The following is a 19,596-nucleotide window of genomic DNA, read 5'->3' on the forward strand; positions in this document are numbered from 1 at the left end:
GGCGTCTACTGTCCGAAGCGCGCCATCAGAGCCTGGACCCGAGCGGGCGCCCAACGCTTGACGGTCAGCGGACCGGTGCCTGCTTCCACATCGACACCGTCACCGGCGCCGAGCACGACGCCACGCCCGGAATCCGGCCGCCGCACCGAGACGCGACCGCGCGCGACGAACACGGATGTCTTGCTTCCATCTGCATCCACCGCCCATTTCGTGCCGCGCACTGCTGCGATGGCTTGCGGCGTCAGGACCTGGAAGCCCGCCTTGCCCAGACTGCCCTTGGGCGCGTCGAGCAGCAACGCGCGGCTGCTCAGACGCGCAGCGTCGGCTTTTCCGTTCCCGTCACGATCGAGGAGCGAGTATTGAGCACCGCTCTCCACGGTGATAGTCAGACCTCCCGCGCAGCGCAGAACCTGTCGCCCGGCAAATGCCGCCTGATCCAGCGTGCAGCCTGCGCCCACCGGCTGCGCCGCAACGCTGCCAACACACACCGCACTGACGAAGATGGCGCCCGCCAGATAGCGAAGCGCCTCGCTCACCTTGTTCATGACGAATGCCTCCTTGCGCCTGATCCGAGAACACCAGGGAACGGCAATTCCAATTTCGAGAATGCAGCAAGCGGCCTTATTGCGGAACCTAAGCACGAATTTCTCGCTGCGGAGACAGAAATTGCGCCGTCGGGCATCGTGTTGAATGCAACCGCATCCCAAGGTGGCCGCGAACCGCGACCTCGCGTGTGAAGCGCGTCACATTCGGGGTTGTTCCCGAAGCGCACCTCATGAAGGCCGGATGCATGGCTCGGCCCGCGGGAAGCCTCCTGCTCAGGATTCCCTTCCCATCACGCCCAATCAAGGTTCCAGTTCCCTCAACTTTGAACCTTCCGCGGACCCTTCATTTTACCCGGCGCCGCTAGAAGCGATGATGGCCCATCGAGACCGGGCGCTTGATGAATTGCGGACCGCATGACTTTTTCACCGCTGCTGTTGTTCCGCGAGCGCCGCCTCCCGGAGAGCATCTATGTCGAATTGATCGGCAACCTGTTCAGCGCCACGCCGCTGATCGTCGTCTTTGCGATCAGCCAGTGCGTGGTTGGCTGGGCGATCTTCGCGCAGACCGGTGATCCGTATGTACTCTCACTGACCATCATCGGCCTGTTGATTTCAGCCGAACGCATCCTGATGATCCGCCGCTATCATCGCGAGGCGAAAGCAGAACCTCTCACCCGTGCAACGGCTACGGTGTGGGAAACGCGATTTGCAGTACGAAGCATCGCGACAGCCGTCGTCGTCAGCGCGCTGGGCGTGCGATGCTTCATGCTGCCGGACCCAACGGTCCACATGCTGATCGTCGGAGTGTTGTCGACCTATGCCGCCGGCACCATCACGCGCGTCGCCTATCGGCCACGCCTTGCGTTTACCAGTGTGCTGATTGTTTCCGTTCCACCGGCGATCGCCTGCATCATCCAGGGTGGAGTGATTTACATCTGTCTCGCACTGACGACGGTCATCTTTCTGTTCGGTGCGGTCGACGTGATCCAGCACGCTTACGAAACCATCGTCAGCCAGCTCACGCTCAAGCGAAAATTCGCGGGCCTTGCGCAGCTCGACGCGCTGACGGGCCTGTCGAACCGGCTCGGGCTCAATGAAAATCTCGAATCCATCATCGCCGACGCGCAACGCAGCGGTTACGGCCTCGCCGTCCACAGCCTCGATCTCGATCACTTCAAGGCAGCGAACGATCTTTACGGCCATCCCGCCGGCGACGCGATCCTGAGAGAGGTTGCCCGGCGGCTGACGCGCCTCACCAGAGCGAGCGACCTGCTGGTGCGGCTGGGCGGCGACGAGTTCATTCTGGTGCAGACCGGCGTGGCGGAGCGCGAACAGGCGACCGGGCTGGCGTCCCGCATCGTGGAAGACCTCAGCAGCTATTACAACATCAACGGCTACACCATCGAGATCGGCACCAGCGTCGGCATCGCCCTGCTGTCTGACGAACAGCTGACGCCAGATGATTTGCTCATCCGTGCCGATCAGGCGCTCTATCAGGCCAAGCGAACGAGAAGCGGCTATGCCGTTTACACGGTCGCGCCGCACCTCGTTCCCTCACTGATCGACGGCGACGACTTTCGGGACAGCCGCGACGTCAACCGCAAGACGGCGAACCTGCGTTAGACCCCACCGTCATTGCGAGGAGCAAAGCGACGAAGCAATCCAGTTCCTTCCTTTAAAGTCCTGGATTGCTTCGCTTCGCTCGCAATGACGTTCGCTTCACTCCGCCGCCGACATGCGGTCGAGTTCAAGCACCTGCCGCTCGAACAGCGAGCGGTAGATGCCGCCGGGACGCCTGGCGAGCGACGCGTGCGTCCCTTCCTCTGCGATCCGGCCGCGGTCGAACACCAGGATGCGGTCGAGGCTGCGCACCGTGGAGAGCCGGTGCGCGATCACGATCGCGGTGCGGCCCTGGATCAGGCGGTCCATCGCCTCCTGAATCAAGGCCTCCGATTCCGAGTCGAGGCTTGACGTGGCCTCGTCCAGGATCAGGATCGGCGCGTCCGCAAGGAAGGCACGCGCCAGCGCCACACGCTGACGTTCGCCGCCCGACAGTTTCACGCCGCGCTCGCCCACTAGCGTCTCGTAACGCTTTGGCAGCCGCATGATGAACTCATGCGCGTTGGCAAGCCGCGCCGCTTCCTCGATCTGCGCCATGGTCGCGCCCGGCCGCGCATAGCCGATGTTCTCGGCCAGCGAACGGTGAAACAGGGTCGGCTCCTGCTGCACGATGGCGATCTGGCTGCGCAGGGATTGCTGCGTCGCCTTTGCGACATCCTGACCGTCGATCAGCACGCGTCCGCCGGTTGCGTCGTACAGCCGCTGCACCAGCTTGACGAACGTCGTCTTGCCGGAGCCGGAGCGGCCGACCAGACCGACGCGCTCGCCGGGCTTGATGTTGACCGCAAGCCGGTCGTACAGCGGCGTGTCGTGCCCGCGATAGTGGAACGTCACATCGTCGAACACGATGCCGCCACCGGCGACCTTCATTGGCACGGCGTCCGGCGCATCGGCAATGCCGATGGCCTCGTCGTGGATCGCCACCAGTTCCTCCATGTCGTTGACCGAACGCTGGAGATGGCTGATGTGCTGGCCGATGTCGCCGAGATAGCCGTGAATAACGAAGTAGGTCGTCACCACATAAGTCACCTCGCCCGGCGTGGCACGGCCCGCCATCCACAAGAGAAGCACGCCGCCGATCACACAGGCGCTCATCACGACCAGCACCGCATTCTGCGCAATGCCGACATAGGTGTAGCGTAACCACGTTCGGCCCGCGCGCCGGCGCCACTTGCTGACCACGCCAGCAAGCCGCGCATCCTCACGGTTCTCCGCTCCGAACGACTTCACCACCGCGTTGCACGTCAGCGCATCGGCCAGCGTACCGCCGACCTTGGTGTCGAGCGCGTTCGACAGTTGCGCGGCAGGCGCGATGTAGTTCGCCGTCAGCGCGACCGTCATGCCCACATAGATGACCGTGATGATCGCGATCACCGCGCCGAGCACCGGCCAGTGCCATCCGACCAGAATGGTCGAGCCGACCAGCACCACCAGCGACGGCACCAGCGCCATCAGGATGGTGTCGTTCATCAGGTCGAGCGCCCACATGCCGCGCGTAATCTTGCGCACGGTCGAGCCCGCGAAGCCGTTGGCGTGCCAGTCCGTGGAGAACCGCTGGATCCGCACGAAGGCGTTCTGCGCCACATCCGACATGATGCGCAGCGTGAACGGCAGGATGGCTTTCAACCCGATCAGACGCAGCACCAGCGCCACAAGACCGAGCGCAAAGATCGCACCGAATGCGATCATGGCACCGCGCTGAGCAGCGGCCGGATTGGTCGCCGCAAGTGTTACGGCGTCCACCAGTCGCCCCGCGAATAGCGGCATGAAGACATCCGCCGCCGCCACGCCGATCAGGCCGCTGGAGACCACGAACAGCCGCACTGGCTGATTGCGCCAGTGACGGAAGACGAACGGAAGCACCGCACGGAGGGCGGATGGCCTTTTGTTACGAGAATGAGTCATGACATGTTTCGGCTGCGCAGGCGCAAGCCGACTCCAGAAATATGGACGACGCAGCGGCAACGCCGCGCGCAATCGTCACGTGTAAAGAATCAGGTTGTGGAAGCTGGTCAGCAGGGTTCGTGACAACTCGAACCGGACGACCTCAAGCAGGCCATCGGAGAACCGATGGCAGCCGATCACCTTACGCGGAGGACCGCGAGGTTAACCGAGGGGGTATCCGGATGCCCAGGCGCGAATGCGCATGACTCGCGGGGTCGCGATAAACGCAAACTTCAAATCCATGCGATCCTCCCGCGTTCGAGCAATGCAGACTCACGTTGCGTGAGCCGCTGATGATCTTTTGGGCAATAATTGCGGCAAATTTTGTACCGGCTGTTTAAAATCCGGCAATGTAAGCGCGGCGACACGCCGCACGCTGGCAATTTTACTCAGGCCTTGACGAAATACGGCGTGCGCAAGCCGGCGAACGGCCTGAATTCCGCGATGACGTTGTCATCAATGCGCAAATCGCTGTCGCCATGTGCCATCATGCGAAAGCCTTCCGCCATATCGACCAGCAGAATCGCATACGGCACATGGACCTTGGCCTCAAGCGTCGCCGCGCGGCGCACCAGGGTGACGGCATAAACCACGCCGTTGCCGTTCGCCTTGCGAGTCTGCGGCGAAGCATCGCCACACGAAGGACAGAACGCGCGTCGGAAATACCAGAGATGGCGGCACGCGCCGCACGACTGATACAGGATCGCGCCTGCGCCATCGGTCCAGCCCCTCAGCTCGGTCACTTCGCTCATCGCACCCGCTCCAGAAACATGCTGACATGGGACGACATCACACCGCCATCGCCGTGCAACAACGCCAATGAAGCGTCGCGCACCTGCCGCGGCCCTGCCCTTTCCGTCATTTGCAACTGCGTCTCCACCAGATGCGCCATCGCGCCGCCGCAGCCGCAATGGCCATAGCTCAGGAGCCCGCCGTGGGTGTTGAGCGGCAACGCGCCGCCGATGCCGAAGTCGCCGTTGCGCACGCGGGCAGCCGCTTCGCCGCGCGGGGCGAGGCCAAGCTCCTCGATCAGGATAGCAAGCGTGATGGTGAAGCTGTCATAGATGCCGGCATACTTGATATGACGCACATCGACGCCGACCTTCGCCTGCGCGCGCGACAGCGCCACTGCAGCGCCAACATCCGACAGACTGCGCGCTGCCGTGACATGCTGGTGCAGATGCGCCTGCCCGCAGCCCTTGATGCGCACGTGATGATCGCTGGTCGGCTCGCGACTGACAATGAAAGCCGCGCCGCCGTCGGACACCGGGCAACAATCCAGCAGCTTCAGCGGCGAGGAAATCTCGCGCGATGCCATCACGTCAGCGATCGTGATCGGGTCGTGGAATTGCGCGCCCGGATGCAGCATCGCGTGCCTGCGCATTAGCACAGCGAATTCCGCCATGTCCTCCTGCGTCAGGCCGTAGTCGTGCATGTAGCGTGACGCGAGCAGGCCATAATACGCCGGAATGGTCGGACCGAGCGGCACTTCGTAATCGGGATGGCCGACCTGCGCCAGCGTGCTCATCGCTGAGTCGCGCGCCTGTCCGGTGAGGCGGTTTTCGCCCGCGACGACCAGAATTGTCTTCGCGACCCCGGCCTCGACCAGTTCATGCGCCAGCATCGCCATCGCAAGGCCCGTGGCGCCGCCGACCTGAATGGCGTGGGCATAAGACGGCTGCACGCCGAAGTGCTCGGCAAACACAGTCGCCAGCATCAGATGGGGCATGGTGGTGGAATAGCCGGTCAGAAGACCGTCGATGTCGCCGCGCCTGAGGCCTGCATCGGACAGCGCGCTCTCGGCTGCCTTGCTCATCAGGTCGAGCGTCGAACGGCCTTCATGTCTTCCGAATGCCGTCAGTCCGACGCCGCTGATGAAGCTCATGTGCCCGCGCTTGCCGTTGCTGTGTCCGTGACTGATGTGCCACGAGCGCGGCAGGACTTCAATGCGCGTCCGGCGGCGGGCCCATCATGTTGGGCTTGTTGACGAAGAACACGAGCAAGCTCAGTGCAAGATAGAAGCACGCCAGAATAAAGAAGGCATCGCCGAAGCTCATCACCACCGCCTGCCGGTGCACAATCTGCGACAGTTGCTTCAGCGCCATCAGGGATGCGTTGCCCGCGCCCTGGAATTTCTGGGTCAGCATGTTGAGCGTCTCGACCGCCGTCGCATTGCCCCAGGTGACCTTGTCATGGAGCCGCGAAATATGCAGGTCGGTCCGGCTGTCGAGCACGGTGTTGATGAGGGCGAGCCCCACCGCGCCGCCGAGATTGCGCGTCAGGTTGAACAGCCCTGCCGCATTCTTCAGGCGCGAGGGCGCCAGCGTTCCGAGCGCGATGTTGTTCACCGGTACCATCGCCATCATGATGCCGACGCCGCGCAGGATCTGCGGCACCAGCAATTCATAGAAATCGTAATCGCGCGTGATCCCGGTCATCATCCATGAACTGAGCGCGAAAATGAGCAACCCCGCCGCGATCATCAGACGCAAATCGACCTTGGTCATCAGCCGTCCGATGAACGGCGCGCTGACGAACATCGCCGCTCCCGAGACGAACACTGTCTCGCCGATCATCAGCGCGCTGTAGCCGCGCACCTCGGCCAGATAACGCGGATAGACGTAAGTCAGGCCATAGAGGCCGATGCCGACGCAGAACGAGAACATGCAGCCGAGCGCGAAGTTGCGGTCGGTAAAGGCGCGGATATCGACAATCGGCTCCTTCTGCGTCAGCGCGCGATAAAAGAAGGCTACCGCGGACAGAACACAAACGATCGCGAAGAAGAAAATGGACTCGTCCTGCAGCCAGTCGTTACGCGGACCTTCCTCCAGCACGTATTCGAGCGAGCCGAGGAAGCCGGCCATCGCAGCGAGACCCCACCAGTCGAAATGCTGAAGCAGTTCGAAATTCGGCTCATCGAAGTCGACCAATGCCAGCACGCCGATGGTGATGGCGATCCCGGGGATGATATTGATGAAGAACAGCCAGTGCCACGACATCAGGTCGGTGATGTAGCCGCCGACCGTCGGGCCGATGGTCGGCGCCAGCGTTGCTACGAGGCCGATGATCGGGCCGACGATATGAAATTTGCTGCGCGGGAAAACCGAATAGGCCGACGCGAACACGGTCGGGATCATGCCTGCGCCAACGAACCCCTGAATCGCACGCCACAGGATCATCTGCTCGATGGTCGAGGTCATGCCACACATGAAACTCGCCACGGTAAATCCAGCGGCTGAGATCGCAAACAGCAGGCGTGTGCCGAGCGCGCGCGACAGGAAGCCCGACAGCGGGATCGCGATCACCTCGGCGATCAGATACGAGGTCTGCACCCACGCGACTTCGCTGGTGCTGGCCGACAGACCGGCCTGGATTTCAGACAGCGATGCCGAAACGATCTGGATGTCCAGGATCGACATGAACATCCCGAACACCATGATCAGGAATGCAATCAGCCGGCGCGTGCTGATCGTTTCCTCCGGCGCCGATACAGCCGGGGCGCCATCCATGGTCGGCGATGCGGTGTTTGACGCCATCACACTGTCCCTGCGATCAGCGATGCGCAATCCCGCACGCGGTTATCGGGCGGCGATCGGATCGACCCCGTCCGGCGAGGGTTTGGTGTTGACCGTGGTCACCACCGACATGCCGGGCCGCAACAGGTTTTCCCGCGCCACCGAGAACGGCACGCGAATGCGAACCGGGACGCGCTGAACCACCTTGGTGAAGTTGCCGGTCGCGTTGTCGGGCGGCAGCAGCGTGAACACCGAACCGGACGCCGGCGCGAGACTGTCGACGATGCCCTTGATGGTGCGGCCGGAGACCGCATCGACCGTGATCGACACATGCTGGCCGGGTTTCAGGCGGCCAAGCTGCGTTTCCTTGTAGTTGGCGTCGATGTACACGTCGTCGATCGGCACGACATTGGCGAGCCGCTGCCCCGGCTGCACATAATCGCCGACGTTGACGATGCGGTTGGAGAAGATGCCGTCGACCGGCGCACGCACCGTGGTGAACGAAAGATCGCGCACCGCTTTAGCGAGCGCCGAGCGCAATTCCTGCAACTGGCCCTCGGCTTCAGCTTTCTGTGCGTTGATCACATCGACTTGCGTCTGTGCCGCGTCGAGCGCGGCCTTGGCACCCTGCACCGCGGCCTGAGCCTGATCGCGGCCGGCCTGCGAAACATCGAAGGTCGCCTTCGAGGCGAAGCCCTTTGTGCTCAGGCTTTCCTGACGCGCGAAGTCAGCCTCCGCGCGCTTGATGGCGGCCTCTGCCGAAACCAGTTGCGCCTGCGCCTGCTCGACCGCGCTTTCCTGCGCCTTGGCCTGGCGTCCGATGCGCTCGATGGTTGCCTGCTGGGTGTCGACCTTGGCGCGTGCGCTCTCGACGGCCAGACGGTAATCACCGTCGTCAATCATGAAGACGACATTGCCCGCGCCGACGCGCGCGTTGTCGCCCACCATGACTTTTGCAATGTGCCCGGGAATCTTCGCGCCCATCGTCGTGTTGTTGGCGCGGACATAGGCGTCATCCGTCGTGACCATGTAACGGCCGACGACCATGTAGTGATAGCCGAAGTAAATGCCTGCGAGGATCGCAACCGCGCCGACGCCGACCAGAACGCGCCTGCGTGTCGGAGACTTCGGCTTCGCGGATTCGACCTTCGCGTCCGCGGGCGGCGCTGCCTCGGGTGCATCCGTCGCAGGTTGCTCGACCGGACGTGCACGCTGCTCGATGCCCGCAGTACGCGATACATCAGTCTCGGATGCGTCAGGCTCCGGGTGAACAACCCTTGCGACCTGGTCTCGGGCAGGCACGGCCATCGCGGCCTCCATAAAGTATCAAAACAGCGCAATCCGGGAGGCGCTCGCGCGCCGGCAATTCCTCAGCGTCTGCGCGGGCCTTTTGGTTGTTTTTCCGAAAGCGTTTTCGCCTTCGGGACCCAGCATGCGGCAAAATTACCATTGACCGAACGGTTCGGTCAATGGTAATTTTGAACCGATCCTTCGATATCGTAGACCGTACTCCCGCACCCTTTCCGGCGGTGCGATCCACAGCCAAACGAAAAAACAGACTAAACAAATGGTTGCTCAGACCCACCTTACAGTCGCCTCTGGCGACGAGGACAGCGCGAAGCGCCACCAGATCATGGATGGCGCGCGGCGGGTCTTTATGGATCTGGGTTTTGACGGCGCCAGCATGAACGAGATCGCGCGGGCTGCGGGGGTCTCCAAGGGCACCCTTTACGTCTATTTCACCGACAAGCACTCGCTGTTCGAGGCCATTGTCGAGCGGGAAAGCCTTGACCATGGCAAGACGGCGTTCAATTTCGATCCCTCGCTAGACGCCGAAACCAGCCTGCGCGCTTTCGGCCGCGCCTATATCGAAATCGTGTGCCGGCCGGATGGCGGTTCGGCGGTCAGAACCGTGATGGCCATCGCGGAACGGATGCCAGATGTCGGCCGCCGGTTTTATGACCGCGTGATCGCCCACACCAATCACCTCATGGCCGAGTACCTCAGGGCACGGGTGAAGGTGAAGGAACTTGCGATTGACGACTGCGAACTGGCCGCGATGCAGTTCATGATGATGTGTCAGGCGACCTTGTTCCAGCCCTACGTCTTTCAGGCCAAGCCTGCGCCGACGAAGGAACAGATCGCAACGGTGGTCGACAGCGCAACGCGGCTCTTCCTCGCCGGCTATCGTGCCCCCAAAAAAAGCTGAAACAAAAGCGGCTGAAATCAGCGCTCCCTGACGCGGGACTCGTCTTCGATCGACTCCCGGTCTTCCTTCGATAGCGGGCCGCGTGCGAAGACGCTCTTGACCCTGTTCCCGATCGAGCCGGTGATGCCGTTATCGCGTCCCGCATATCCGCCGCGCGGCGCCGCGCGCGACGCAATCTCCTCGCCCGACACGGCGGCGGGCTGGCAGATAACGCGGCCGCTTGCGCGACGCATCAGGTCGACGTGAATGTGATCGTAGTGGTAGACGTTCGAACCCGGCGCCAGCACGGTGTTGAACTGCTGGCACGCTGCGCCCTGAATATCGCGCAGGAATCCCTGTTCTTCCGGCAAGCCTTTCCAGCCGTCCTTGACCGAAATGCGCCTTCCGTCCGCAAGCGTGAACGACGCGATGTCGAGCGCGTTGCCGAAGGCGTGTTCTGAAATACGCGAGCGCGAGTTGCCGTTCATGCCGCGGCATGAGTAAGCCGAGATCTGTCTGATTTCCGCGACCGGAGAACCGAACCAGCGTTGCGCGGCGGGCTGAACAGAGTCCGCCAGCCAGCGGTCGAGCGCGGACACAATCGGACAGGCCAGCGTCGCGGCGGGTTTGAGCGTGACCGAACCGAACCTGTTCACCGCAGATCCCTGCGACGGGCCGAGACGCGGCGGCGTGTAGGGCTGGCTCGCGGGAGGATACGGCTGCGCGGCGTAAGGTGCGCGCGGCGCGCGGCTGGGTGCAGGCGACGGTGCGTCGGATGCGGCCTCGATATCTTCCTCGTTAGGCGGCGCGACACCCGGCGCGTTCAGCTGCATGGGCGCGCCGGACTGCGATGGATAGGGACGCTGCGCCTGATACGGCTGCTGCGATGGATACGACGGCGGCTGCGACGCGTATGACGGCTGTTGATAGGACGAAGGCTGCTGCGACACCGGCCAGCGCGGCTGATTGCCGATGCTTCCGGGCGGACGCAGATCGTCCGCATAACCGAGGCTGCTCATCGGGTCACCGAGCGCGACCACTTTCAACGGAAATTCGGCGCCGCAGGCGCCCGGTCCGGAAATCGGATCGATGCGGACGAGATCCGCGGTCTCCTTGACCGCACCGGATTTCAGGCACGCCTTCTCTGCCTCGGCCCGCCAGGGTTCTCGTTCCGCGGTCATGAAACCGCGGCCGCAACCAGCCAGCGCAACGAGGACAAGGGAGCCGACTACGAACCAACTAACTCCACGCGTCATCCGCGCAAGTTCACCGAAGATAATTAAGGACTCTTCAACGCATTGTTATTCAAAGTTTTTTAACCATGATCTCCCGCCGCGACCGGTAATGCGACAGCTGGCCTGCCTTTTTGGGGCGGGGAACGTCTTGGTAGCGTCCGCGTTACATGACCCAGCGTTGAGCCAAGGGAGGACACCCATGACCATCGTCGGACCTTTGAGCGTCGTTGCCGCTTATGCGTCGCTCATCCTCGTCGGCGCGATCGTGCTGGGCATGTTCTAGGCAGATAACCGTCCTGATCTTACGCATCATGCGTCGAACTGACAGGATCACCGGATTGAGTGAGGCGGTCAGCCCTTGATCGCGCGCGCGGAAATCTGCAATCATGTTTCATGATTTTCCGTCAGCTCTTCGACAGCGTTTCCAGCACTTACACCTATCTCCTTGCAAGCCGGCGCGGCGGCGAGGCGTTGATCATTGATCCCGTACTGGAGAAGGTCGATCGCTATATCCAGCTTTTGCAGGACCTTGATCTCAAGCTGATCAAGGCGGTCGATACGCATATCCATGCCGATCACATCACGGGGCTCGGCGCACTGCGCGACAAGACCCATTGCATCACCGTGATGGGCGAGCAGAGCGGCGTGGACGTCGTGTCGATGCGTGTATCCGACGGCGACAAGATCGACATCGAAGGCCTCAGCCTCGATGTGCTCTACACGCCCGGCCACACCGACGATTCCTACAGCTTCATCCTGCCCGACCGGGTGTTCACCGGCGACACGCTGCTCATTCGCGGTACCGGCCGGACCGATTTCCAGAACGGCGATCCGCGCGCGCAGTACGAGTCGATTTTTGGCCGCCTGTTGAAGCTGCCCGACCAGACGCTGATTTTTCCGGCGCACGACTACAAGGGAGACACCGTCTCCACCATCGGCGAAGAGAAAGCCTGCAATCCGCGCCTACAGGTCAAGTCGGTCGATCAATACGTCGATCTCATGAACAGTCTTCACTTGCCGAATCCGAAGATGATGGACGTGGCCGTTCCGGCGAACCTTCATATGGGTCTGGCGCAGGACGAAGTTGCGCGGCGCGGCTGGGCGGTAACTGCAGTGCAAGCCAAGGACATCGTCGGACGGCCGGACGTTGTGTTGATCGATTTGCGCGAGCGCCGTGAACGCGAAAAGCACGGCGTCATTCCGGGCTCGCTGCACGCGCCCTATCCCGCACTCGAAGATAACGTGAAGCCCGGCGGTGTCCTTCACCAGCTCGGCACGACAACCAGCAATCAGCTGCTGTTCTATTGCGCGTTCGGCGAACGTTCTGCGATGGCGGTGCAGGCTGCGCAGGAGGCCGGACTCGCCGGCGCCCGCCATATCCAGGGCGGGATCGAAGCCTGGCGCGTCGCCGGCGGCCGTATCGCGCGCGATGGCTGACCACACCAGCTTTTGAACCTTTCGCACTCCTGCGTACACACAAGACGCACGCATGCGGGGAAGCGCCAACCTATTCCGCCCCATAATTGCAACGGAAAGCCTGCTCCAACGGGGTGCCCGGCGTTGCATCGCCCTGCGAGGACTGTCAAAAAGTAATCATATTGCCCGGCTTTCCCGATTGGTCCTTGAGCAGGTGAATATTTTGATGCGTTCTGCCCTGCTCGTTGCGTCGATCTTATACGGCGGCCTCGCCTCAGCGCCCGCGCATGCCGCACAAACCGTCCGGCTCGCTCAGGCGGCGCCCGCCCAATCTGTGACACCTGCACCTGCACCGCAAACCAGTCCGCCCGCACCGGCCGATCAACCGGCAGCCGATACATCGCAGCAGGCGACCGATGAGCCCGCCGGCAACGTCGCCATCCTGAAAGGCACCGCAACGGTCACGCGCAACGGCATGACCGGTCCACTGAAGCTGCAAGACGATATCTTTAAGGGTGACATTCTTCAGACCGGCAAGAGCTCGACGCTCGGCGTGACATTCAGCGACGACACCACGCTCAATCTCTCCGCAAGTTCGCGTATCGTCGTGGATAATTTCATCTATCAGGAAGGCACTAAGGACAACGCCGCGCTGATCAACGTCACGTGCGGCACCATGGCGTTCGTCGCTGCTGCCGTTGCCAAGACCGGCGACATGAAAATCGAAACACCGACCGCGACGCTCGGCATTCGCGGCACCACCGGCGTCGTTGAAGTGCCTGAAGGCGCGGCAGCCGCCAATGCAACCAATGTCGGCGTCAAGCTCTACCCCGATGCCGACGGCAGGGTCGGCCGCATCGAACTCAAGGCGCGCGACGGCGCGCCGCTCGGTATGCTGACGCAGGCTGCAAGCGGATTCACCGTGCGCGGCACGATGGTGCCCGGCTTCGGCATGCGGATGTCCGCGATGCCGATGGTGATGTCTGCGCAAATGATCGCGCGCGATCGCGGATTCATACAGCGCGTTCACAACATGCAGGACATTGGACGGCGCGTCGTGATGCAGCAGCGCGATTTCCGCATGCAGAATCCGAATCGTCCGCCGGCCTTCGGACGGCCAGGCTTCAATCAAGGCGGCCAGCAGCGGCCCGGAGTGAACCAACCCGGACAACAACGGCAGCCTGGACTGAACCAGCCCGGACAACGGCAACAACCGGGATTGAACCAGCCCGGTCAGCGGCAGCAACCGGGATTGAATCGTCCGGGTCAACCCAACCAACCGGGACAACCCAATCGCCCCGGCCTGAATCAACCCGGCCAGCCGGCACGACCGGGCCTGCAAAATCCGCCGGGACAGCGCGGCAATTTGCAGCCCGATTTGCAGCGACAGCCCGGGGTGCCAAATCAGCCCGGTCTTCAAAGAACGCCCGGCACGCCGCAGCCTGGCGGATTCCAGCGCACACCCGGTGCTCCCGGTCAGATCGGTTCGCGACCGCCTCTGCCGAATCAGCCGGGTGTGGCGAACCCACCGGCCATCGCGCGGCAGCCCGGCATGCCGGGTGGATTGCAACGGCCGGCGGCTGTGCCAAGTGCACCGGCGATGCAAGGTCCGGCTGGCATCCTCAACCGGCTCGGTGTGCCCAGCCGGCTCGGCATTCCGCAAGCGCCGGCTCAGCGCATGCCGTCAGCAGTGCCGCGCCCAGGACAGCCGGGCGTTCCGGCAGTGCAGAAAAAGTTGCCGCAAGTCCCGAAGGACAAGCTGCTTCCGAGAGATCTGCGGTAAGTCGATCCGGGCTACTCTGACGCGCGGGGTGGCGTGTATCGGACGCGGGCTGTAGCATCACGATTATGATGCGGCCGGAGTCGTTATGCGCCTGAAATTCATTCTGCTTGGACTGGCGGTGCTTGCCGCATCGTTCGCCCTCAGCCTTTATGCGATGAACCGGTTCTGGCCGGCGACTGTCGAGAAGCCGGTGCTGGCAAAACTGCCGCCGCTGCTGCCGATGGCGCGCAATTCTGAAATCCTGACGCCGATCTCCGTGTCGATCGCTGCGCTGCGCGACGGGCTCGACCGCGCCGCGCCGCGCAACATCGGCGGCAAGGCCGAAAATCCCATCAGCCAGATTCTTCAGAACGCCGATATCAGCTGGACCGTGACACGCGGCCCGATCGCCGCATCGGGCGTACAGAACGCGCTGTCGCTATCGACGCCGCTCGACGGCAAGCTGACTGTGCTCGGCTCGCTGTCGGCGGCGAGCGGCACTGCACTTGGCAATGTGCTGGGAAATGTGCTCGGCGACAACGCGGTGAAGCAACTCGGCAGCGTGTCGATCAAGCAACTCAACGCCAGCGCCGCGATCCACGGCAACGTCGCGATCACATCGCGGCCTGAAGTCTTGAGGGAATGGCGCATCGATCCGAAACTGGCGGCGCAGGTCACGCTCGGCGACAGCAGCCTCACGATTGCAGGCGCCAAGGTCGCGGTGCCGGCACAGGTCAAGCCGCTGATCGACAAGACCGTCAACGAACAGATAGCGCTGTTGCAGGCGCAGCTGCGCAACGACCGCTCGCTTGAGCAGAACGCGCGGCGCGAGTGGGCAAAACTCTGCCGTTCGATCCCGCTTCCGCCGGCGGCAAAGGGAATGCCGACGCTGTGGCTGGAGATGCGGCCGGTGCGGGCAATGGCTGCGCAGCCTCGCATCGATCCCAACTCGGTGAACTTCATGCTCGGCTTGCAGGCAGAGACGCGTGTGCTGCCCACGGAAACCAAGCCGGATTGCCCCTTCCCGGCAAATCTCGACATCGTTCCGCCACCGGATCGCGGCCGCATCAGCATCGGTGTGCCGATCGATCTGCCTTTTACCGAAGTAAACAAGATCGTCGAAACGCAACTGAAAGGCCGCAAGTTTCCGGAAGACGGCAGCGGCTCGGTCGATGTCACGGTCAAAAGCGCAAGCGTCGCCGCCGCCGGTCAGCGGCTGCTGATTTCCCTGCTCGTCAACGCCAAGGAGAAAAAGAGCTTTCTTGGTCTCGGCGGCGAAGCCACGATTCATATCTGGGGCCGCCCGGTGATGGATCGGGCACAACAGATCCTGCGGCTGACCGATCTCGAACTCGCGGTGGAATCCGACTCGGCATTCGGGTTGCTTGGCGCCGCGGCGCGTCCCGCGATCCCCTATCTTCAGAGCGCGCTGGAGCAACGCGCCACCATCGACCTGAAAACTTTCGCGGCCAACGCGCAGCAGAAGATTTCGGCGATCGTGTCGGACATGCGCAAGAACGATGAAGGCATTCGTGTCGAGGCGTCGGTGTCGAGCGTGCGGCTCGGCAGCATCGCCTTCGATTCAAATACGCTGCGGATCATCGCCGAGGCGGAAGGTTCGATCAGCGTCGCGGTGACATCGCTGCCGAATTTGCAGTGAACGTTCGCGCATAGCTCGTCCGCGCGTTCGCATAGCTCCAAGCTACTCATATCAGTGCATTAATTCCGGCGAGTTCCCTCGCCGGGTCTTGTGACACTTTCTCTCCACATTTATTCCGCATTGGAACCTTCGTGCCTGTTGCCGTTGAGCCGGGCCATTCGTCGCGTTGGCATTGCGTTCCACGCTGAATTCTTTTTCCATTTCGCCGAGGACAGACATCATGAAACAAATTTTGCTCGCCGCGGCAGCGGCGATGATGCTGATTCATCCCGCCAGCGCGCAACGCGCCAACTACGAGGCCCTGGTTGCGAGCCACGCGGCTGCGAACGGCGTTCCTGCGGAACTCGTGCATCGCGTGATCGTACGCGAAAGCCGCTACAATCCGCGCGCCGTCAGCAAGGGCAATTACGGCATGATGCAGATCAAGCTCGCGACCGCGCGCGGCGTCGGCTACACCGGCACCGCGCAGGGCCTTCTTGATCCCGACACCAATTTGACCTACGCCGTGAAATATCTCGCAGGCGCTTATCGCGCCGCGGGCGGCGACCAGAACCGCGCGGTCGCCTATTATGCCGGTGGCTATTACTACGCGGCGAAGCGTCAGGGATTGCTGCCGCGGCAGCAGATTCAGGCGCAGGCTGAGCCGTCGATCATGCTGTTCGATGCGAATGCGCAGGAAATTCCGCGCAGGCATCGGCGCTACCGTCACTAACGAACATCACTGATGCGAGACCGAAGCCGGCTTCAATTTGAAGCCGGCTTTATTTCTGGCCCGGCCGAATGCCGAGCTGACGGATCGCGCACATGCGCCACGACGTCGTCGTCGGCAAAAATCTTCTTCCAGCCATCGACATGATCGAGCAACTGCGCGGCCGGCGTCGACCGCCGCAACAGCGTGGCGTCGATGCGATGTGACTTGAGCATATCGAACAGCGCATCCGGGCTCTTCAGGGTCATGGCGCGATCAAGCTCTACCATGAAGCGCTCGCCATACAGTTCGGTTCGCCCGTCGATCGCGACCGGAATCCCGGCCCAGATCAGATAACCTCCATAGTCGTAATCGTTCAGCACACGCGACACGCCGCGCTCCTTCAATGCGGCCACCGCCGGCGCAATACCGGATGCCGGCGCGTATCGGCCCATCGCAAGCGCGACGAGAGTGATGACGATGACGAACACACCTGTCGCCAAGGCGGCCATTGCGCGTGAGCGCGCGCTGTTCTGCGACGGCGCCTGCGGATGCCCCAAATGCGCCGCAAGCGGCGCGGCCAGCACGATCGGCAACAGCAACGCCAGCACCGTCGCGTTGCGTACATGCGCAAGCGCCATGTGAATCAACCCGAGAACGAGCACAACGCGCATTAGCGGTAGCGTTATTCCCTTGAGCAGCGCCGCACCCAGACCCAGCAGCAGACACACCTCGAAAGCCCCGAGGCGGGAGAAATCCATTGGCCGCCATTCGGTGATGAGTGGCAGCGCCGCGCCAAGGTTCAGAATGTTGCGGGCAGCAAGCACCGCGTCGAAGCCGTACGGCGTCATGCAGCTCGCGGCCAGCGCGGCGAGCCCGAACAGAAACCAGTGCAGCAGTAGCCTAACCCGCGCGGGCGCTTCCACCTTCAGGACGGCATCCAGCGCAATCGGTCCGATCAGCACAAGGCCAAGAATGAAGCTGCCGTGAAGATTCGCCCAAAGCGCGGTAAGCGGCAGCAGCCAGAACGACGGCGCTTCACTGCGATCGGCTGCCGCGATCAGCCCGGCGATCCAGGCTACCATCACCGGCATCGCAAGCGCATGGGGCCGGACCAGGAAATGCGGCGATGCGATCGCCAATGCCGCCATCAGCAGGACAAGCACGGCCGGCGTATCGAGTCGCCGTCCGAGAAACCACGCGAGGATTGCGAATGCCGCGGCGATTGACGCGGCCGTCAGGATGACGGGCCCGGCCCATCCTGCAAGCGAGAAAGCCGCCGCGAAACAAACCTGCGCCAGCCACTGCGTCGAAATCCACCGCTGACCGGACATCGTGAAAGAAAATGTATCGGTCCGCGGCAGCGATCCGGTATCGAGAATCCACTGGCCGATCTTGATCTGCCAGTATGTGTCGGGATCGGCCAGCAGCCGATTGCCCAGCACAAGCAGTCCGGCGAAGAGGCACACGCCGAGCACGCATGGCAGCATCTGCCGCTGCATTCGCGCGGCATCGATGGTCTGTACGCTCATTGCCGCGCACCTTCGGCGGGCTTGAGTCTGGAATCGGCAGCGCCGCCCGGCTTGCGGATGTGGACGACGGCCACCTCGTCGGCGTAGATGCGCTGCCAGCCGACGAGACGATCGAGCAGCCCGGCTGCCGGCGTATCCGGCGTCAGCAGCGTAGCGTCGATCCTGTGGGTTTCGAGCCGGCCGAGGAATGAGTCGACATTCTTGAGCGCCAGCGCATCAAATGTCCTGACCAGAAAATCGTCGCCGTATAGTTCGTCGCGGCCATCAAAGAACACCGGAATGCCCTGTGTGATGAGATAGCCGCCGAAGCGCGCATTGTGCAGAATCCGCTCCGCCTTGCGGGCCTTGAGCACATCGACCGCCGCAGCGGGGGTCTCTCTGACCATCGGCGTAAACGCATAAAGGGAAGCGAAAGCCGCGGTCGCCGCCGACGCCGCGAGGATAACGGCAACGATGCCCACGACACCGTGCGACTTGCGTGCACCGCCGGTCCGGCCAAACCGCGCGGACAGCGGCTTTGCCAGCACCAGCGGCGTCAACAGCGCGAACACTTCGATGTTGCGATTGTGCGACAGCGCCATGTGCAACAGGCCGAGCACCAGCAGGATTCGCGGTGGCGACAGCACGATGCCGCGCCAGAGCACCAATCCGAGCGCCGCAAGCAGACAGATTTCGAACGGGCCGATGCTGCTGAAATCCGCCGGCTGCCATTCGGGGATCTGCGCCATCGCATTGCCGAGATCGAGAATCCTGCGCGCGGCGAGCAGCGAATTCCATCCATAGGGCGTAATCCGGCTTGCAACGACGGCACACAGACCGAACGCCGCCCAGCGCAGCGTCAGCAACACTCGCTGCGGCGCATTCGCATTCCACACAGCGTCCAGCGCGAACGGCGCAATCAGCGCCAGCCCCAGCACGAAACCGCCGTGCAGATTGGTCCACAGCGCAATGAGCGGCAGCAGCCAGAGCGACGGCGCCCTGCGCTCGTCGCTTGCGTTTACCAGGCCGGCAACCCACGCCACCATGACCGACAGCGCCAGAAGATGCGGACGCGCGAGAAAATGATGCGCGGACAATACCGTCGCCGCCATCGTGACGATGACCGCATGCGTCGCCGCAAAGCGCTTGCACAGGACATGGGTCAGCAGCGCGAACGCCGCCGCTGTTCCGAGCCCCGCGAGAATCACGGGTCCGGCCCACAGCACCTGCGTCAGCCACGACGACGCGATCCAAGGCGCACCGGCCTTGGTGAACGAATACACATCGACCGTCGGCAACGCACGATGATCGATAATCCATTGTCCGACCACGATCTGCCAGTAGGTGTCGGCGTCCTGCAGCGCCCGGTTGCCACCGATCACGAACAACAGGAAGAGCCCTGCGCCGACCCACAGCCATGCCGGAATCTGGCCGAGAACCTTCTCGGCCGCACCCGGCTGCTGTCCGATGCCGTTGACGCCGGCGATGCTCATGGTCAGACCTGAATCGTGG

16 protein-coding genes are annotated in these 19,596 nt (G+C 62.9%); 6 read left to right on the forward strand and 10 right to left on the reverse strand.

Annotated features, from left to right (window positions below; all coding sequences use genetic code 11):
- Positions 1-5: 5 nt before the first annotated feature.
- Complete coding sequence (locus BN32_RS11965; protein ID WP_019198436.1) at positions 6-545, reverse strand: FecR domain-containing protein; 540 nt, start codon at positions 543-545, stop codon at positions 6-8.
- Positions 546-959: 414 nt separating this feature from the next.
- Here BN32_RS11965 and BN32_RS11970 point away from each other — a divergent pair, with 414 nt between their 5' ends.
- Positions 960-2,168, forward strand: coding sequence for a GGDEF domain-containing protein (locus BN32_RS11970; RefSeq protein ID WP_019198437.1), 1,209 nt, complete (start codon positions 960-962; stop codon positions 2,166-2,168).
- A 96-nt stretch (positions 2,169-2,264) separates the two neighbouring features.
- Here BN32_RS11970 and BN32_RS11975 read toward each other — a convergent pair whose 3' ends face one another.
- From BN32_RS11975 to BN32_RS11995, 5 genes are all read right to left on the reverse strand, one after another.
- Positions 2,265-4,070 carry an ABC transporter ATP-binding protein gene (locus tag BN32_RS11975; protein WP_040426366.1) on the reverse strand — a complete coding sequence of 602 codons (1,806 nt, stop codon included), beginning with the start codon at positions 4,068-4,070 and terminating at the stop codon, positions 2,265-2,267.
- Between the two features lie 428 nt (positions 4,071-4,498).
- A complete protein-coding gene (locus tag BN32_RS11980; RefSeq protein WP_019198439.1) occupies positions 4,499-4,861 on the reverse strand; it encodes a Zn-ribbon domain-containing OB-fold protein in 363 nt (120 codons plus the stop codon).
- On the reverse strand, positions 4,858-5,994 hold the full coding sequence (locus BN32_RS11985; RefSeq protein ID WP_019198440.1) for a thiolase family protein: 1,137 nt from the start codon (positions 5,992-5,994) through the stop codon (positions 4,858-4,860). Before BN32_RS11985 ends, BN32_RS11980 begins: the two co-directional genes overlap by 4 nt.
- Positions 5,995-6,052: 58 nt before the next feature.
- Positions 6,053-7,645 carry a DHA2 family efflux MFS transporter permease subunit gene (locus tag BN32_RS11990; protein WP_019198441.1) on the reverse strand — a complete coding sequence of 531 codons (1,593 nt, stop codon included), beginning with the start codon at positions 7,643-7,645 and terminating at the stop codon, positions 6,053-6,055.
- Positions 7,646-7,687: 42 nt separating this feature from the next.
- Positions 7,688-8,932, reverse strand: a complete 1,245-nt coding sequence (locus BN32_RS11995) for an HlyD family secretion protein (RefSeq protein ID WP_040426368.1) — start codon at positions 8,930-8,932, stop codon at positions 7,688-7,690.
- A 259-nt stretch (positions 8,933-9,191) separates the two neighbouring features.
- Between BN32_RS11995 and BN32_RS12000 the strand changes: the two genes are divergently transcribed.
- The gene (locus tag BN32_RS12000; protein WP_019198443.1) at positions 9,192-9,833 is read left to right on the forward strand and encodes a TetR/AcrR family transcriptional regulator; all 642 of its coding nucleotides are present in this window, start codon (positions 9,192-9,194) and stop codon (positions 9,831-9,833) included.
- A gap of 17 nt (positions 9,834-9,850) precedes the next feature.
- Here the strand turns inward: BN32_RS12000 and BN32_RS12005 are convergent, their stop codons facing one another.
- Together BN32_RS12005 and BN32_RS26785 are read right to left on the reverse strand one after the other, a co-directional pair.
- Positions 9,851-11,068 carry an extensin-like domain-containing protein gene (locus tag BN32_RS12005; RefSeq protein ID WP_040425665.1) on the reverse strand — a complete coding sequence of 406 codons (1,218 nt, stop codon included), beginning with the start codon at positions 11,066-11,068 and terminating at the stop codon, positions 9,851-9,853.
- 142 nt (positions 11,069-11,210) lie between these two features.
- Positions 11,211-11,435 carry a hypothetical protein gene (locus tag BN32_RS26785; protein ID WP_152343821.1) on the reverse strand — a complete coding sequence of 75 codons (225 nt, stop codon included), beginning with the start codon at positions 11,433-11,435 and terminating at the stop codon, positions 11,211-11,213.
- A 5-nt stretch (positions 11,436-11,440) separates the two neighbouring features.
- On the opposite strand from BN32_RS26785, the gene BN32_RS12010 reads away from it, so the two are divergent.
- From BN32_RS12010 to BN32_RS12025, 4 genes are all read left to right on the forward strand, one after another.
- Positions 11,441-12,484 carry an MBL fold metallo-hydrolase gene (locus BN32_RS12010; RefSeq protein WP_019198445.1) on the forward strand — a complete coding sequence of 348 codons (1,044 nt, stop codon included), beginning with the start codon at positions 11,441-11,443 and terminating at the stop codon, positions 12,482-12,484.
- A 205-nt stretch (positions 12,485-12,689) separates the two neighbouring features.
- Entirely contained in the window at positions 12,690-14,246 is a 1,557-nt protein-coding gene (locus BN32_RS12015) for a FecR domain-containing protein (protein WP_244438135.1), read from the forward strand.
- A gap of 85 nt (positions 14,247-14,331) precedes the next feature.
- Positions 14,332-15,885, forward strand: a complete 1,554-nt coding sequence (locus BN32_RS12020; protein ID WP_019198447.1) for a DUF4403 family protein — start codon at positions 14,332-14,334, stop codon at positions 15,883-15,885.
- 220 nt (positions 15,886-16,105) lie between these two features.
- Positions 16,106-16,597, forward strand: a complete 492-nt coding sequence (locus tag BN32_RS12025) for a transglycosylase SLT domain-containing protein (protein WP_019198448.1) — start codon at positions 16,106-16,108, stop codon at positions 16,595-16,597.
- Positions 16,598-16,629: 32 nt separating this feature from the next.
- On the opposite strand, the gene BN32_RS12030 is transcribed toward BN32_RS12025, so the two are convergent.
- Positions 16,630-18,105, reverse strand: coding sequence for a hypothetical protein (locus tag BN32_RS12030; RefSeq protein ID WP_019198449.1), 1,476 nt, complete (start codon positions 18,103-18,105; stop codon positions 16,630-16,632).
- On the reverse strand, positions 18,102-19,577 hold the full coding sequence (locus BN32_RS12035) for a hypothetical protein (RefSeq protein ID WP_019198450.1): 1,476 nt from the start codon (positions 19,575-19,577) through the stop codon (positions 18,102-18,104). Before BN32_RS12035 ends, BN32_RS12030 begins: the two co-directional genes overlap by 4 nt.
- Between the last annotated feature and the right edge of the window lie 19 nt (positions 19,578-19,596).

The sequence above is a fragment of the Afipia birgiae 34632 genome, assembly GCF_000308295.2.
In the GTDB taxonomy this organism is placed as follows: Bacteria; Pseudomonadota; Alphaproteobacteria; order Rhizobiales; family Xanthobacteraceae; genus Afipia; species Afipia birgiae.